Below are 15,779 nucleotides of genomic sequence, written 5' to 3'. Positions count from 1 at the left end.
AGGGGGAGAAGTATGAGACAGCCTTTTATGATTGATTTTTCGGTAAATCGTGGACATGAGATGATTATTGACCGGAAGAACGGGATTCGTAGAGAAGAGCTGGATGGGCTTGAGTTACAGATGCTGCAGTCCAGCAAAATTCCTCATCTTTTGCCGATCGAATGGCTGGAGATTGATGGGCGTGTTACGTTCCGGTATGGATTGGCGGGCAGAAAAATGCTGCTTCATCGGCTGCAGGTTCAGCATCTGACTATGGAGCAGTTTTATACCTTATTGCTTGGCATTGTAGAAGCGTTTGAAGAATGTAAGCATCATATGCTGCGGCCTGAGGGCTGCCTGCTGGATGACCAATATTTATTTGTAGGCGAGCAATTAAATGATATAGCTGTTGCTTATGTGCCTTTGAAGGAAGGGCAGCTTGACGGAGTTCCTGGTGCAGGTGACTTGCTTTCGCTGGTCGTTCGCTGGACGGCTTACATTCAAGAAATTGACGGAGTTGGTTTGCAGCGAGTGCTTCAGCCTCTTAACGGAAGCAAATGGCCGTTAAGCGAGCTTCGGTCTATTTTACTCGGACTGATCGGGGATGCTTTTATTCAATCTGGGCCTCGTCCAGTCCAGCCCATTGTACCTTCTTTTGTCCCGGCTGCAAGGCAGTCTGAAGCTATCGATCCTTTACGTCTTCAACCTGAAGCGCTAATACCGCAAGTAAAGCTTCGCGCAGCTGACAATCGGCCTATCCAGCTGGTAGAAGTGGAAGAGGAGTTTGATTCCGATGTAGCGAAAAAGAAGCTATGGATTTCAGCTGCTGTCGTTGCGATAGCTGTCGCTTGTGTATGGAAATATATTTACATGCCTTCTCATTCAAAAAGCAGCTTATATATTTGTTTGGGCTTGAGCTTTATGGGGATTGCTGCTTTATATATGGTATGGATGCGGAGGCTGCCAGCAGGGTTATTGACAAAGGACGAGGAGTTGGAAGAGTTTATTCCAGAATCACAGCCGCTTGGGATGTGGCCGCGTTATGAAGAGGAAGAGCATCTTTTGAACAAGACCGAGTTCAAAACTCCAGCTAAGCCAATTGATGATTTAGAAGCTGGATCATACGCCTACGTAGGAAATACTGCCGACCTCCGGAGCAAACAGAATGCTGCTGAAGCAACAGTGCTGCTGATGGAGCGGGAAGGTGAACAGGGATTAGAACCCTCATTATACCGGGAATGGGCAGGCGGCGGTGCATGGATAAATTGGAGGGAAGAACGGTTTACAATCGGCCGATTAGGCGAGCAGGTCAGCTATGAGGAAGAAGCGCATGGGATTTCACGGCTTCATCTGGAGCTGGAGAGGGAAGCGGGGGCATTTCGGGCAAAAGATTTGGGATCCCGGAACGGCAGTACGCTGAACGGACAAACGATGATTCCTTATAAGTCATATCCCTTGGCATTAGGAGATGTTATTCAGCTTGCTGGCAGCAGCGGGCCCAAATATGAGCTGAAGATGAGAGTTTAACTCTCGTCTTCAGCTTTTGTTTGTTAATTCCTTCATAGCACTTTCAATATTGGGATATTTGAATGTAAAACCATGCTCTAATGCTTTGCGTGGAATAGCACGCTGGCCGTCAAGGAGCAGGGAGGACATTTCTCCTAGCACAGCTTTCATTATAAAAGCGGGTGCGGGCAGCCAATGTGGTCTGCCAATAGCTAGGCCCAGCGCTCTTCCAAAGGTATCATTGGTCACGGGTTCAGGAGCAGAACCGTTAACCGGACCTTGAATCTCATGGTTATCGATGCAAAAAAGAAGCAGCCTGATCATATCCTCCAAATGGATCCAGGACAGCCACTGCGAACCGTTGCCAAGCTTCCCTCCAGCAAACAAGCGATGAGGCAAAGTCATTAGTGGGTAAGCTCCGCCTTCTTTATTCAGTACAACTCCTACACGAAGTTTTACAAGTCGTTTCACCGGAATGGTATCGGCGGCCTTTTCCCATTGTTCCACGACGCCCGATAGAAAGTCAGTTACATTGATGGGACTGGTCTCGTCGAATGTTGCTGTATATGAGCTTCCGTATGCAGAAATGCCGGAGGCATTAATAATGGCCTCCGGCTTCTGGTTAAGTCTTCGAATTAGCGCTGCGATACGTGCTGTGGCATCTATCCGGGATTGCAGTACTCTCTGTTTGGCTGCTGAAGTCCACCGCTGGTTTATGCTTTCGCCTGCCAGGTTCACGATGGTGTCCATGCCTTCTAATCTGTCAGGCGATGTGGCAAGTTCATTCCATGTCACATAATGAAGCTTGGTATTTGCTTGTGAGGAATCGGTCGTACTAGCTCTCGATACAATCCATACTTCGTCGCCGCGTTCAAGTAATGCTTCTACCAGCCTCCGGCCAACAAAGCCGGTGCCTCCCGTTACTGCAACACGCATCATTCATCCGCCTTCAATTTAGGATTTGGCTTCCACTTTCTTCAGGAAGTATTGTGTTACTTGCTGATCGCCGCTTCCAATGACTTTCTCGGTGTATTCGAATTGAACCTTAGTATCAGGAGCGATGCTATTAAGAGTATCAGTCATGTCTTCTGTAAATTGCAGAACCATTGGTCCTTCCGGCAGATCGATCTCAACCGAGGTTGTATCAGCTTGTCCAACAAAGACACCTTCATTTGTCTTGACTGCACTTTCTTCAGGTACTGTGCTTGTTGCCGGATCCGGTGATGCAGTTTCAGGATCGACTACGCCGCTGTTGTTATTCTCTATACTGTTATTATTTTCTGCTGCTTGGTTATCAGTTGCTTCAGGTGCAGCATTTGCTGGTTGTTCAACGGACGAGCCTTGCTCCGAATTGTTTGTGCTGGCTTTGTCCGAGCCGCATGCAGATGCGGTCATCATAACGGCGAGTAGTACGGCGCTAGCAGCGATTAAGCTGCTCTTCTTTTTTGTTTTCGTAGTTGTCATAGGGCACCTCCTAAAGAATTGTGAAGCAATTCTGCTTCGTAAGCATTAGCTTAGAATTGTGAAGCAATTCTGCTTCGTAAGCATTAGCTCAAACAACTGTGAAGCAATTCTTGCTTCGTATGCTAATGCTTATATTAACGAAATAGAACGGTTTAAGGTTCCAATATACTTGTACACACTATTTGTACAAGTATAACAATAGGCTGCTGCTCGCGCAGCAACCTATCGAACTAACTTTATTTATTGAGCAAATGCCGAAACGGGTCGTAATCTATACCTTTACGTTCCAGGAAGGAGACAAGGCTTCGATAATCACGCTTTGGCGTTGCGCGTATGTATCCTTCAATGCAGTGGTTCCGTGTCACCTCGGTTGCGCCATTATCTATGGCGACTTGTCCAATCTTTGCCGCTATGGAATGCTTAGCAATATCGCGGAAAGCAGTTGGAACCGGGGAAACTAACTCGTCCAGAAAATGCTTCGAGTCATCCGTCCACATGCTGCGGCTCCGTTCGACCCAATAATTTTGCCAATCAAGCTTCGACTTGCCGTCTCGCTGCGGCAGCACCTTCAGGAACTTACGGAACATAAAGAAACCGCCGATGGACATCGCGCCGATCATCACTACTGCCCAGAAAACAATGAAAAACATAAACCAATCGGGAGCTGATTTCATACTGTACCTTCACCTCAGGAAGAATTATACCGTATTCCTAGATTTATTTCGACATTCCTTGTAAAATAAGGGTTGATCAACCGAAAGGGGCGTTTTAAAAGATGTTGAAAATCGGTTCCCATGTATCATTTTCGGACAAGGGGCTGCTTACTGCGGCCAAAGAAGCTATGTCCTATGGTTCAAGCTCTTTCATGATTTATACCGGTGCACCGCAGAATACCCGGAGAAAGCCAATTGAATCTTTATATATTGAAGAAGGCAAAGCGATGATGGAGACGGCTGGCATTAATGAGATTGTGGTGCATGCGCCATATATCATTAATCTGGGCTCCTACAAGGACGATACGTTCGAGCTGGCTGTCCGTTTCCTCCAGGAGGAAATCCGCCGTACCGATTACATCGGAGTAAGAAATATCGTGCTTCATCCTGGTGCTTATACGGATAAGGACGCGGAATTCGGCATTGCTCGTATTGCCGAAGGTCTTAATGAAGTTTTGGAAGGTACAAAAGACACCAATGTTAACATCGCGCTCGAAACGATGGCTGGCAAAGGAACAGAAATCGGCCGCAGCTTTGAAGAGATTGCGCAAATTATTGATAAAGTGCAAAATAATGAGCGTTTGACCGTATGTATGGACACTTGCCATATGCATGATGCGGGTTATGACCTCATCAATGATCTGGACGGCGTCCTTCAGAAGTTTGACCAAGTCGTCGGTCTAGATCGAGTAGCGGTAGTCCATGTCAATGACAGCAAGAACCCTGTCGGAGCAGGTAAAGACCGTCACGCTCCTGTAGGTGCAGGTTGGCTTGGACATGAGGCGATCCGTTCGATCGTTCATCATGAGGGACTTGCAGGCAGACCGTTTATTCTGGAGACACCATGGATCGGTAAGGATGATAAGAAGCAATTCCCGATGTATGAAGCGGAGATTGCATTGCTTCGCGGTGATGCGATGGATCGTTTCGGCGAATCCTTCTTCGACCATGTAGAACGTCTGCATCATTTCTATGGCAAGCAGGAAATCGACCCTCGTACATTTGTTCTGTCGACTTGGGATGTGCTGAAGAACGATGCTAAGGCGAAAAAAGCAGATCCACGCGAGCCGATGGAGCGCTTGTTCGATTTACTCTCGGATACTGATGCGCTTCCTGGTGATTTGACGGAAGAGCAGATCAACCAACGGATTACAGCATGGTTCGCAGGCAAGCAATTGCTTAAGAATGTGTAATTATGCTTTAAGATAACCATTGCAAAAGGAAGGAAGTTTTAACGTTTATGTCTTCAACAACTACTGAGTCGCGCAGCGGACGCGCGCGCATGCTGATCTCGTGCCCGGATCGACCGGGTATCGTGGCGGCGGTTTCCCATTTTTTATACGAGCATGGGGCTAATATCGTACAATCGGACCAATATACAATGGATCCGGAAGGCGGAATGTTTTTCATCCGTTTTGAATTTGATTTGAACGATATGGACAAGGAATTGCCTATTCTTGTCGAAGATTTTGCCCGTGTGGCAGATCGCTTCGATATGAAGTGGCATACGTTCCGTGCGAGCCGCAAGAAGCGTCTTGCGATCTTCGTGTCGAAGGAAGACCATTGCTTAATGGAGCTTCTGTGGCAGTGGAAAGCAGGCGATCTGGACGCGGACATCTCGATGGTTGTCAGCAACCATTCGGATATGAAGGATATGGTCGAGTCATTTGGAATTCCATATCATCATATTCCGGTAACGGCTGATTCGAAGGCGGAAGCAGAGCGCAAGCAGATGGAAGTGGTCGCTGACAAAGCTGACCTCATCGTGCTTGCCCGATATATGCAGATCATCTCGCCGAAATTTATCGAGCAATTCCCGAACCGCATTATCAATATCCATCATTCCTTCCTTCCGGCCTTTGTTGGCGGCAAGCCGTATGCGCAAGCGTATAACCGTGGTGTTAAAATCATCGGCGCAACGGCACATTATGTAACGGAGGAACTTGATGGCGGCCCGATTATCGAGCAGGACGTTCAGCGCGTCAGCCACCGTGACAACGTAGAGGAATTGAAGCGTATTGGTCGTACAATCGAGCGCGTTGTACTCGCACGTGCCGTGAAATGGCATACCGAAGACCGAGTCATTGTGCATCAAAACAAGACCGTCGTCTTCAATTAATCCAATAAATGCTCTAGAAATTCTATATTTTAAAGATGGCAAACGTGTTTTCGGAATGGTACAATATTCAAAGCCATTGCGCTACAACTCGCGCTATATCATGAAATATAGAGAGAGAACGAGCAATTTCACACAGGAATTAGGAGGAAGTATGTAATGACAGTTACACAAAAATCGATTGAACAGCTTTCGATCGACACGATCCGCACACTTGCAATCGACTCCATCGAGAAAGCTAAATCCGGACATCCAGGTATGCCTATGGGCGCAGCTCCAATGGGTTACCAATTGTTCGCAAAAAACATGAACCACAATCCGTCGAACCCGACTTGGATTAACCGTGACCGTTTTGTTCTGTCCGCAGGACATGGTTCGATGCTGCTTTACAGCTTGCTTCACCTGAGCGGTTATGATCTTCCACTGGAAGAGCTGCAAAACTTCCGTCAATGGGGCTCCCTGACACCAGGTCACCCAGAGTTCGGCCACACTGCTGGCGTTGACGCTACAACTGGTCCACTTGGACAAGGTGTTGCAATGGCAGTAGGTATGGCGATGGCAGAAGCTCATCTGGCAGCGACTTACAACAAAGAAGGCTTTAACGTAGTTGATCACTTCACATACTCCATTTGCGGCGACGGCGACTTGATGGAAGGTATTTCCCATGAGGCAGCTTCCTTCGCAGGTCACTTGAAGCTTGGCAAATTGGTTGTTCTATATGATTCGAATGATATCTCCCTTGACGGCGCACTTGACCTGTCCTACTCCGAAAGCGTTCAAAAACGTTTCGAAGGTTACGGCTGGCAAGTTCTTCGCGTAGAAGACGGCAACGATCTGAACGCATTGTCGAAAGCCATTGCTGAAGCACAAGCTGAAGCTGGTAAACCAACTTTGATCGAAGTCAAAACCGTTATCGGTTACGGCAGCCCGAACAAAGGCGGCAAAGGTGGACATGCTGGTCCTCACGGTTCCCCGCTGGGTGCTGATGAGACTAAATTGACAAAACAATTCTACGGCTGGTCGGAAGAGCATCAATTCCATGTACCAGACGAAGTTCGCGCTCACTTCGCAGAAGTGAAACAAAACGGCGAGCAAGCTAACGCAAAATGGAACGAAATGTTCGCAGCTTACAAAGCAGCTAACCCAGAACTCGCAACTCAATTCGAGCTTGCTACTTCCGGCCAACTGCCTGAGGGCTGGGACGCTGACCTTCCTAAATACACAACGGCTGACAACGCAGTATCGACTCGCGTAGCATCAGGTAATGCCCTGAATGGCCTTGTGAAAAACGTGCTTAACTTAGCTGGCGGTTCCGCTGACCTGGAGAGCTCGACAATGACTCACCTTAAAGGTCTTGCACAATTCAAACCAGGCAGCTACGACGGCCGCAACATCTACTATGGTGTTCGTGAGTTCGGTATGGCTGCAGCAATGAACGGCATGAGTCTGCATGGCGGTATGAAAGTATTCGGTGGTACGTTCTTCGTATTCACAGACTACCTGCGTCCAGCTATTCGCCTTGCTGCTATCATGAAGCAACCAGTAACTTACGTTCTGACGCATGACTCGATCGCTGTTGGCGAAGACGGTCCTACACATGAACCTATCGAACAACTGGCTTCGATCCGCATCATTCCTGATCTGACAGTTATTCGTCCTGCTGATGCGAACGAAACTTCTGCAGCTTGGGCTTACGCGGTTGAAAACCAAAGCAATCCAGTAGCGCTTGTTCTGACTCGTCAAAACCTGCCGATCCTGGAAGGCACTGTAACAGGTTCCCGTGATAATATCAAACGTGGTGCTTATGTTGTATCTGATGCAGCAAACGGCGCTCCACAAGCTCAAATCATCGCTACAGGTTCCGAGGTTCAACTTGCTGTTGCTGCTCAAAAAGCACTTGCTGAAGAGGGCATTCAAGTTCGTGTAATCAGCATGCCAAGCTGGGATCTGTTCGAGAAACAGGACAAAGCTTACAGAGATTCCGTTATTCTGCCAGAAGTTAAAGCTCGCGTAGCGGTAGAGATGGCTCATCCATTTGGTTGGGAACGTTATGTTGGCGACCAAGGCGCGATTATCGCAATTGATCGTTTCGGCGCATCCGCTCCTGGCGACCGCGTAATCAAAGAATACGGCTTCACTGTTGAGAACGTAGTAAGCAAAGTTAAGTCCGTACTGTAATCCAATAAGTAATTGGCGTAGAGGAGCTAACCATAATGTCGCAATTTGAAAATGTAACAGTTGTCAAAGAAGCTAATGTTTACTTTGACGGTAAAGTAACGAGCCGCGCTGTCCTGTTCGCAGACGGCACGAAAAAAACGCTTGGCATTATGCTTCCTGGCGACTATGAGTTCGGCACGGATTGCATTGAAATTATGGAAATTTTGGCTGGTGACCTGAAAGTGCAGCTTCCTGGGGAAACAGAATGGCTGCATATCCAAGGTAAAGGTGAATTCACCGTTCCAGCTAACACGAAATTCAAGCTTCAAGTAGCGACAGTAGCCGACTACTGCTGCTCTTACATCTACGAATAGCATGTATTGAAAAAAGGGCCGTCCCATTCGTCATAAATATGACGATGGGGCGGCCCTTTTTTAATTTGGGTTAAACTGCAAACTGTGCTCGGGGATTCCTTTGAATCAATGAAATAAGGTAGGAATCCCCTCACAAAAGCGAACGCTTGAAAGCTTTCTGCCAGAAAGCTGCTTCGTAAGCATACGCTACGCTTCTCCAGAATCATTCGAATTGCACTATTTGCAATTAACCTGTTATTTTCAAAACCAGTAAGAAATCTAAACTGAAAGTGGCCATGCAGATTTATACCGCATGGCCACTTTTTCTTGTCTAAAAAACTTGTTTACTTGTTATCACCGATTTTACGGCCGATCCACTGCTCGTAGGCTTGCGTGACGCTGCTCATGTCGAGCTCGCCAAGACCCATGGAATCGCCGACTTGGAACAAGCTTTTTGCAGCTTCAAGCATTGGAGTTGGTACCTTCAGATTATCCGATAATACGGATGATAAGCGAAGGTCCTTCAGCATAAGCGCTAACGAGAACTGGACGTCATAATCGTTTGTGAGTATTTTCTCGCCTTTCAGCTCAGCCGTCCGGCTGGCTGCACCACCTGATTGTACGAGCTCGAAGAACGCGCTGCCGTTAATACCGCCTTTTGCTGCAATGGCCATACCTTCGGCAAGTGCAGCCATATTAATACCAACAATCGTGTTATGGGCGAGCTTGGCGGTAGCACCACTGCCGTTAGCCCCCATATGTATCACTTTGCGTCCCATGGCAAGAAGAACGTCCTCTACGTCTTTGAGCGCAGCGTCAGTACCGCCGACCATAAACGTAAGGGTTCCGCCTTCTGCTGCAGGTTTGCTGCCTGTTACCGGAGCATCGAGGAATACAGCACCTTTTGATTCGGCTGTTTCTGTCAGCTCTAGAGCCAAGGATGGAGAGATGGTACTGCTGTCGATCAGGGTAGTACCCGAAACAACTGCACCGAAGATGCCATTTTCGCCAAAGTAAACTTCACGGATAGCTGCATCATTACTAATCATGGTAATAACGATATCCGATCCACGAACAGCGTCCGCTGGGGTTACTGCTTCTTTTGCACCAAGTGTAATCAACTCGCCGGCTTTTCCGGATGTCCGGTTGTAGACGGTAACTTCAAATCCTTTGCGAAGCAGGTTCGCAGCCATTCCATAGCCCATAACACCAAGGCCGATAAATCCAATTTTTTTCATTTTATTTTCCCTCCTATGCATCTATAGTATGATGGTTTTTTCATCAGCTATAAATACTTTTACTAATCATTATAGATAATCTTCATACCTTTTTCATTGTTTAGTCGCTTGTTTTTCAAATCTAAATCCTATATTCTAAAGGCTAAGACAAGCAGGTAACTGAAAAACATGATCAGGGAGGCCTTTTTTTTATGAGTAAAACAGTAAAATTTGATTACACGAAAGCACTTGGCTTTATAGGACAACATGAAATTGATCACCAAACAGAACAAGTTCGTGTCGCCCACGAACAATTACATAACGGTACTGGCGCAGGATCCGACTACCTTGGCTGGATCGATCTGCCAACTAATTATGACAAAGAAGAATTCGCACGTATCAAGCAAGCTGCTGAGAAAATCAACTCCGATTCCGAAGTGCTGATCGTTATCGGCATCGGTGGTTCTTACCTCGGCGCACGTGCAGCGATCGAGATGCTGTCGAACTCCTTCTACAATCTGCAAACGAAAGAACAACGCAAGACTCCTCAAGTTTTGTTCGCAGGCAACAACATCAGCTCCACTTATGTGACTCACCTGCTTCAATTGATCGAAGGCCGCGAATGGTCGATCAACGTCATCTCCAAATCCGGCACAACAACTGAGCCTGCGATTGCCTTCCGTATTTTCCGTGAAGCACTGGAGCGCAAATATGGTAAAGAAGAAGCTCGCAAACGGATCTATGCAACAACTGACACAGCTAAAGGCGCTCTCAAAAAGCTGGCGACTGAAGAAGGTTATGAGTCGTTCATCATTCCTGATGATGTAGGCGGTCGTTACTCCATTCTGACAGCGGTAGGCCTTCTGCCAATCGCCGTTGCTGGCATCGACATCGACGCGATGATGCAAGGTGCAGCAGACGCATCGAAAGAATACAGCAATCCGAACCTCGCTGAGAACGAGGCTTATCAATATGCAGCAGCACGTAACGCGCTGTACCGCAAAGGCAAAGTAACAGAAATTCTCGTAAACTACGAGCCAAACCTGCACTTTGTATCCGAGTGGTGGAAACAGCTCTTCGGCGAAAGCGAAGGCAAAGACTACAAAGGCATCTATCCGGCATCCGTTGATTTCTCGACAGACCTGCACTCGATGGGCCAATTCATTCAAGAGGGTAACCGTAACATCTTCGAGACGGTTATCCAAGTAAATGAAGTATCGGAGCATATCACAATTGGTACTGACGCTGCTGACCTTGATGGACTTAACTTCTTGACAGGTAAAACAATGGACTTCGTGAACAAAAAAGCATTCCAAGGTACTCTTCTTGCTCATACCGACGGTCAAGTACCTAACTTTATCGTGAACATTGCGGACATGACACCATATACATTTGGTTACATGGTGTACTTCTTCGAGAAAGCATGTGGCATCAGCGGTTACCTGCTTGGCGTTAATCCATTCGACCAACCAGGTGTTGAAGCGTACAAAACGAACATGTTTGCTCTGCTAGGTAAACCGGGCTATGAGAAAGAAAAGGCTGAGCTCGAAGCTCGTTTGTAATGCTGGAACGTTATTCAACGGTAAGAGAGTATAACAGTGAAGAGATCGTCATTAAGAAATCTCGATTTATCGGATATGCGAAGCCGGTAGAGACGGAAGAAGAAGCTGTTGCCTTCATTGATGAGATTAAACGGCTTCACCGCAGTGCGACGCATAACTGCTCGGCTTATATTGTAGGGGAACGCGACCAGCATCAGAAAGCTTCCGATGATGGTGAACCAAGCGGAACGGCTGGCAAGCCAATCCTTGAGGTCATCAAGCATAAGGGGTTAAAAAATGTTGCGGTCGTCGTAACTCGTTATTTTGGCGGTATTATGCTTGGAGCAGGCGGGCTTGTCCGTGCTTATACGGACGGTGCTGTGGCTGGAATTGAAGCAGCTGGAGAGATCGTTAAAGTATTGCACCGTGAAGTATTCGTTGACGTGGACTACACGTGGTACGGTAAATTGGAGAATGAGCTCCATGGCCGGGGCACGCGGCTAGGCGGAACCGAATTTATGGACCGTGTTATCGTAAAGTGTCTGCCTGTCGTATCCGAAGCCGATGCCTTTATTGCATGGATGACTGATTTGACACAAGGGCAAGCGGTAATCACGGAAGGTGAAGAGCTTTATTATATTGAAGGCGAATAATGAAAAAGCCGCATGTTGTCTTGGGCCCAAGACAATGTGCGGCTTTTGCTTCGAAAATAGCAAAATTGGACAGCCAAACGGAGCAGAAATTGTAAAAATGGGATTGACTAGACCAGTTGTTGTCTGCTAAATTAAGAATACCAAGTGATCTAATAGGAATTCTATATTTACTATTATTTATTTCAGCAAACACCTGCGGCTCGAGCCGATGGTTTGGAGGTCAAAGGCAGCATGAATGTCATGTTTCGCAGTAAGTGGTGGAGCTTCGGATTCCGAAGCGCGATTATGCTCTACTTTGTTATCTTAATTGTACTTCCCATTATCGGAATTTATTCGCAGTCAGTCTCAAGCGGTTTCGTACCGTTCTGGGAGAGTATATCGGATCCTCTGGCATGGAAGGCAGTCCTGCTGACTATCAAGCTGGCACTTATTGCAACCGTCATTAACGTGCTGCTGGGGTCTATGATTGGCTGGGTACTTATCCGTTACCGTTTTCCAGGGAGACGGATCTTAAATAGTTTGGTTGATTTGCCGTTTGCACTTCCGACAGCAGTAACTGGACTTATGATTTTGTTATTACTTGGTCCGGGCAGCCTTGTTGGTGATTTGGCTTCAAAACTTGGTTTTGAAATCGTCTTCCACCAGCCTGCTATCGTCATTGCGATGGTGTTCGTTACCTTCCCGTTCGTGATCCGGGCTGTACAGCCTTTGCTCGAAGAGATCGACAAATCGGAAGAGGAAGCAGCCTATACGATGGGTGCGACCAAGCTGCGTACGTTCTTTAGTGTTATCTATCCTTCGATGCTCCCAGGCGTGCTCAGTGGTGCGATGCTGGCCTTTTCCAGAGCGCTGGCAGAGTTTGGTGCGGTTGTTCTTGTAGCAGGTAATATCCCGGGCAAGACGCTTATAGCAGCCGTTTATATTTTCGGGGAAATTGAAAGTGACAATCCGCAAGGAGCCGCAGCCGTTTCTGTATTACTGCTGACGCTTTCGTTTATCATTTTATGGACGGTCAACCTGATTCAATCTAGGAGGCCGGGCAAATGACAATTAGACGAACGTGGATTGGACTAACGTATATTGTTTTTACACTATTGTTAATTATTCCGCTTATTGAAATATTCACAGGTTCTTGGGCGGATGGCTGGAGCGGTTTTGCCGAAGGCTTAACCCGTAAGCAGTCCATTCATGCCTTGCAGATGACCGCTAGTATCGTTGTTGTCGTAACGGCTATAAATACCGTATTTGGTGTCATGCTCGCGCTGTACCTGGTTCGAGCTGAGTGGATGGGAGCACGCTTGAAGCGTCTGCTCAACAGCATTGTTGATCTGCCGTTTGCAGTATCACCTGTTATCGGCGGTTTGATGATCGTTCTCCTGCTTGGACCAAACACAGTGATTGGTGCCTTTTTCGAAGATGCTGGATTCAAAGTGGTTTACGCTTTGCCAGGCATGATCTTAGCTTCACTGTTCGTCACTTTCCCGCTCATGGTTCGTGAAGTGTTACCGGTGCTGCAAGAGATCGGTGCCCAGCAGGAAGAAGCAGCGTCTACACTAGGCGCGTACTCATGGTATACGTTCTGGAGGGTGACATGGCCTTCTATTCGATGGGGTGTTATCTATGGTGTCGTCCTGACGGTGGCTAGAACACTTGGCGAATTTGGTGCGGTTCTGGTCGTTTCAGGAAACATTATGAATAAGACGCAGACTGCTACGACGCTGGTCTATCAGGATGTCGAGAACTTTAACGTCGTTGAAGCCAATGGTGTAGCTTTGGTGCTTGCGGTGTTCTCAGTTGGCCTTCTCCTTTTAATGGAATGGGCGAAAAAACGAAAGGAAGTGCATTAAGCCATGCATATTGAAGTTCGCAACCTTAACAAAAGCTTTGGCGATTTCCACGCCGTGCAAGATGTCAGCTTTGAGATTGAAAAGGGTCATTTGATTGGGCTTCTTGGACCAAGCGGCGGCGGTAAAACGTCGATTCTTCGTATGCTGGCTGGCCTTGAGACACCAACCTCCGGTGATATCATTTTTCACGGCAAGCGTGTAAATGATCTGCCTCCGCAAGAGCGGGGGATCGGCTTTGTCTTCCAGAACTATGCTCTTTTCAAACATATGACTGTGTATGATAATATCGCTTTTGGCTTAAAAGTGAAGAAACAATCCAAAGAGCAGATTCGCGAGCGTGTATCTACGCTTGTTGAGCTTACTGGCCTCAAAGGCTTTGAGCATCGTTATGTGCACCAGCTCTCCGGTGGTCAACGACAGCGTGTTGCTTTTGCCCGTGCGCTTGCTCCAGAGCCGCAGCTCTTGCTGCTGGATGAGCCGTTTGCGGCGATTGACGCTAAGATCCGTACGGAGCTTCGGACTTGGCTGAAAGAAATGATTGAGCGTGTCGGCATTACATCGATCTTCGTTACCCATGACCAAGACGAGGCCATTGAAGTGGCGGATGAGATTATGATCATCGGCAAAGGCAGACTCGAGCAGAAGGGTACACCTTGGGAGATTTATAAAAATCCTGAAACGCCGTTTGTTGCAAGCTTCATTGGTGAATCAACGATTGTAGAAGATATTAAAGTATTAAAAGGCTTTGATTCTGCACTGAATTACCCGGGAACAAAAGCACTTATTCGTCCAGAATATATTGAGATCGGCAAACCAGGCGAGATCCGTCTGCAATCTGCGACTGTGAATGCAACAGTGAAAGCTTTGCATTTCCGTGGAAGTGAATGGATGGTTGAGCTCTTAGTCGACAATGTGAAGCTCATTACGTATCGCTCGCTGGAGAAGGAAGTCCTGCAGCCAGGTGAACAGGTAAGTGTACTCGTTCATCGTGCTTATCTCTTTAATGATACGGACAGCTGGATTATGGAAAACAGCTTGAAAGTTGACCCAATGCCAATTCATATTTAAGCGTTTGAACACTCATTTTTAGCAGAAAGAGTTGTATACGAACATGAATATAAATCGAAGAGCAAGCCGGCGGATCGCCGTTCTGCTCCTTGCGGTTCTGCTTCTTATTACAGCAGGCTGCGGTAAGGAGAAGCCGGAACCATCCACCGATTCTACCGCACAAGACGGTGATGTGACGCTTGTCATCGGTGCTTATTCCGTAGTGAAGGATGCGTTCAGCCAGGTGCTGCCGCAATTCCAGGCCTATTGGAAAGAGCAGACAGGTCAAAAGGTTGTTTTTCAAGAATCTTATGAAGCTTCAGGCACACAAGCTCGCGCGATTGCCGGCGGTTTCGAGGCAGATGTAGCTATTCTGGCGATGGATGGCGATCTGGATAAAATAACAGACGCGGGTTTCATTACCTCCGATTGGAAGGCACAGCCTAATCAAGGTCTGGTAACGAAGTCGATTGTGGTACTAGGCACAAGAGAAGGCAATCCGAAGGGGATTAAAGATTGGGATGACTTAACTCGCAAAGATGTTAAAGTATTGTATCCAAATCCTAAAACCTCAGGTGGAGCGCAATGGGACATTAATGCCATCTACGGAGCCGGCCTAAAGAAATCGGAAGCAGAAACGGGTACGAAGGATCCTGAATTTGCGAAAAAATATTTGGCGTCCATTCATGAGAACGTGGAATCACTTGATAAGAGCGGCCGTGCATCTATGGCAGCATTCGAATATGGTGTTGGGGATGTTATTGTCACGTACGAGAATGAGCTGCTCGGCCGGATTATGAATGGTGTGAAATACGATATCGTTATTCCGAAGAGTACGATTCTAATCGAGAACCCAGCGGCTGTAGTAGACAAAAATGCCGATAAGCATGGAACACGTAAAGTAGCGGAGGCGTTTATCTCCTATCTGCAAAGTGAAGAGGCACAGCGCATATTCGTCAAATATGGTTTCCGTTCCGTTAATGAGAAGGTGGCGGCGGAGTCGAAAGACAAATACGTCGAGCCTGAGGGATTGTTTGATATTGGGTATTTAGGCGGCTGGAAAGAAGTCCGCCAGACTCTTTATTCGAAGAAAGGCGTCTGGTACCAGGTGCTTGCGGGAATTTAATCCAATGATAAGAAAAACCTCCATTCAGAAGCTGCAATTAGCAGCTCAGAAATGGAGGTT

The 15,779-nt window shown here is 47.2% G+C and carries 15 protein-coding genes; 11 read left to right on the top strand and 4 right to left on the bottom strand.

From position 1 onward, the window contains the following. Positions 1 to 12 precede the first annotated feature (12 nt). Complete coding sequence (locus tag AC0YNT_RS23780) at positions 13 to 1,506, top strand: DUF6382 domain-containing protein (RefSeq protein WP_475806828.1); 1,494 nt, start codon at positions 13 to 15, stop codon at positions 1,504 to 1,506. 9 nt (positions 1,507 to 1,515) lie between these two features. On the opposite strand, the gene AC0YNT_RS23775 is transcribed toward AC0YNT_RS23780, so the two are convergent. The 3 genes from AC0YNT_RS23775 to AC0YNT_RS23765 form a co-directional block, all read right to left on the bottom strand. Next, the gene (locus tag AC0YNT_RS23775; RefSeq protein ID WP_475806973.1) at positions 1,516 to 2,421 is read right to left on the bottom strand and encodes a TIGR01777 family oxidoreductase; all 906 of its coding nucleotides are present in this window, start codon (positions 2,419 to 2,421) and stop codon (positions 1,516 to 1,518) included. Between the two features lie 18 nt (positions 2,422 to 2,439). After that, positions 2,440 to 2,949, bottom strand: coding sequence for a hypothetical protein (locus AC0YNT_RS23770; protein WP_475806827.1), 510 nt, complete (start codon positions 2,947 to 2,949; stop codon positions 2,440 to 2,442). A 236-nt stretch (positions 2,950 to 3,185) separates the two neighbouring features. Continuing rightward, positions 3,186 to 3,623: a DUF2621 domain-containing protein gene (locus AC0YNT_RS23765; RefSeq protein WP_167282022.1), complete on the bottom strand. Its 438-nt coding sequence runs from the start codon at positions 3,621 to 3,623 to the stop codon at positions 3,186 to 3,188. A 101-nt stretch (positions 3,624 to 3,724) separates the two neighbouring features. On the opposite strand from AC0YNT_RS23765, the gene AC0YNT_RS23760 reads away from it, so the two are divergent. The 4 genes from AC0YNT_RS23760 to ppnP all read left to right on the top strand — a co-directional run bounded on the left by AC0YNT_RS23760 (position 3,725) and on the right by ppnP (position 8,309). Next, positions 3,725 to 4,855: a deoxyribonuclease IV gene (locus AC0YNT_RS23760; RefSeq protein ID WP_475806826.1), complete on the top strand. Its 1,131-nt coding sequence runs from the start codon at positions 3,725 to 3,727 to the stop codon at positions 4,853 to 4,855. Positions 4,856 to 4,902: 47 nt separating this feature from the next. Next, positions 4,903 to 5,781: a formyltetrahydrofolate deformylase gene (purU, locus tag AC0YNT_RS23755; RefSeq protein ID WP_475806825.1), complete on the top strand. Its 879-nt coding sequence runs from the start codon at positions 4,903 to 4,905 to the stop codon at positions 5,779 to 5,781. 156 nt (positions 5,782 to 5,937) lie between these two features. Then, the gene (tkt, locus tag AC0YNT_RS23750) at positions 5,938 to 7,956 is read left to right on the top strand and encodes a transketolase (RefSeq protein WP_475806824.1); all 2,019 of its coding nucleotides are present in this window, start codon (positions 5,938 to 5,940) and stop codon (positions 7,954 to 7,956) included. Positions 7,957 to 7,991: 35 nt separating this feature from the next. After that, a complete protein-coding gene (ppnP, locus tag AC0YNT_RS23745; protein ID WP_167282030.1) occupies positions 7,992 to 8,309 on the top strand; it encodes a pyrimidine/purine nucleoside phosphorylase in 318 nt (105 codons plus the stop codon). 323 nt (positions 8,310 to 8,632) lie between these two features. Here ppnP and AC0YNT_RS23740 read toward each other — a convergent pair whose 3' ends face one another. Continuing rightward, positions 8,633 to 9,526, bottom strand: a complete 894-nt coding sequence (locus tag AC0YNT_RS23740; protein WP_475806823.1) for an NAD(P)-dependent oxidoreductase — start codon at positions 9,524 to 9,526, stop codon at positions 8,633 to 8,635. A gap of 191 nt (positions 9,527 to 9,717) precedes the next feature. Here AC0YNT_RS23740 and AC0YNT_RS23735 point away from each other — a divergent pair, with 191 nt between their 5' ends. The 6 genes from AC0YNT_RS23735 to AC0YNT_RS23710 all read left to right on the top strand — a co-directional run bounded on the left by AC0YNT_RS23735 (position 9,718) and on the right by AC0YNT_RS23710 (position 15,719). After that, complete coding sequence (locus AC0YNT_RS23735) at positions 9,718 to 11,067, top strand: glucose-6-phosphate isomerase (protein WP_475806822.1); 1,350 nt, start codon at positions 9,718 to 9,720, stop codon at positions 11,065 to 11,067. Beyond that, entirely contained in the window at positions 11,067 to 11,699 is a 633-nt protein-coding gene (locus tag AC0YNT_RS23730; RefSeq protein WP_167282036.1) for a YigZ family protein, read from the top strand. Before AC0YNT_RS23735 ends, AC0YNT_RS23730 begins: the two co-directional genes overlap by 1 nt. Positions 11,700 to 11,930: 231 nt before the next feature. Then, the gene (gene cysT, locus AC0YNT_RS23725; RefSeq protein WP_167282038.1) at positions 11,931 to 12,746 is read left to right on the top strand and encodes a sulfate ABC transporter permease subunit CysT; all 816 of its coding nucleotides are present in this window, start codon (positions 11,931 to 11,933) and stop codon (positions 12,744 to 12,746) included. A 2-nt stretch (positions 12,747 to 12,748) separates the two neighbouring features. After that, on the top strand, positions 12,749 to 13,546 hold the full coding sequence (locus AC0YNT_RS23720) for a sulfate ABC transporter permease subunit (RefSeq protein WP_475806972.1): 798 nt from the start codon (positions 12,749 to 12,751) through the stop codon (positions 13,544 to 13,546). Between the two features lie 3 nt (positions 13,547 to 13,549). Then, positions 13,550 to 14,614, top strand: coding sequence for a sulfate/molybdate ABC transporter ATP-binding protein (locus tag AC0YNT_RS23715; RefSeq protein ID WP_167282040.1), 1,065 nt, complete (start codon positions 13,550 to 13,552; stop codon positions 14,612 to 14,614). 43 nt (positions 14,615 to 14,657) lie between these two features. Continuing rightward, on the top strand, positions 14,658 to 15,719 hold the full coding sequence (locus tag AC0YNT_RS23710; RefSeq protein ID WP_475806821.1) for a sulfate ABC transporter substrate-binding protein: 1,062 nt from the start codon (positions 14,658 to 14,660) through the stop codon (positions 15,717 to 15,719). The last annotated feature ends 60 nt before the right edge of the window (positions 15,720 to 15,779 follow it).

The sequence above is a fragment of the Paenibacillus sp. J22R56 genome (assembly GCF_056269375.1).
The sequence above is the reverse complement of the archived record's forward strand: the minus strand, read 5'-3'. Positions and strand labels throughout refer to the sequence as shown.

What these genes read in the sequence shown, in the direction of transcription:
- purU (WP_475806825.1), top strand. Translation starts at nt 4,903, where the DNA reads ATGTCTTCAACAACTACTGAGTCGCGCAGCGGACGCGCGCGCATGCTG.
- AC0YNT_RS23740 (WP_475806823.1), bottom strand. Translation starts at nt 9,526, where the DNA reads ATGAAAAAAATTGGATTTATCGGCCTTGGTGTTATGGGCTATGGAATG.
- tkt (WP_475806824.1), top strand. Translation starts at nt 5,938, where the DNA reads ATGACAGTTACACAAAAATCGATTGAACAGCTTTCGATCGACACGATC.
- AC0YNT_RS23710 (WP_475806821.1), top strand. Translation starts at nt 14,658, where the DNA reads ATGAATATAAATCGAAGAGCAAGCCGGCGGATCGCCGTTCTGCTCCTT.
- AC0YNT_RS23760 (WP_475806826.1), top strand. Translation starts at nt 3,725, where the DNA reads ATGTTGAAAATCGGTTCCCATGTATCATTTTCGGACAAGGGGCTGCTT.
- AC0YNT_RS23715 (WP_167282040.1), top strand. Translation starts at nt 13,550, where the DNA reads ATGCATATTGAAGTTCGCAACCTTAACAAAAGCTTTGGCGATTTCCAC.
- AC0YNT_RS23775 (WP_475806973.1), bottom strand. Translation starts at nt 2,421, where the DNA reads ATGCGTGTTGCAGTAACGGGAGGCACCGGCTTTGTTGGCCGGAGGCTG.
- AC0YNT_RS23780 (WP_475806828.1), top strand. Translation starts at nt 13, where the DNA reads ATGAGACAGCCTTTTATGATTGATTTTTCGGTAAATCGTGGACATGAG.
- AC0YNT_RS23730 (WP_167282036.1), top strand. Translation starts at nt 11,067, where the DNA reads ATGCTGGAACGTTATTCAACGGTAAGAGAGTATAACAGTGAAGAGATC.
- ppnP (WP_167282030.1), top strand. Translation starts at nt 7,992, where the DNA reads ATGTCGCAATTTGAAAATGTAACAGTTGTCAAAGAAGCTAATGTTTAC.
- AC0YNT_RS23765 (WP_167282022.1), bottom strand. Translation starts at nt 3,623, where the DNA reads ATGAAATCAGCTCCCGATTGGTTTATGTTTTTCATTGTTTTCTGGGCA.
- AC0YNT_RS23735 (WP_475806822.1), top strand. Translation starts at nt 9,718, where the DNA reads ATGAGTAAAACAGTAAAATTTGATTACACGAAAGCACTTGGCTTTATA.
- AC0YNT_RS23770 (WP_475806827.1), bottom strand. Translation starts at nt 2,949, where the DNA reads ATGACAACTACGAAAACAAAAAAGAAGAGCAGCTTAATCGCTGCTAGC.
- cysT (WP_167282038.1), top strand. Translation starts at nt 11,931, where the DNA reads ATGAATGTCATGTTTCGCAGTAAGTGGTGGAGCTTCGGATTCCGAAGC.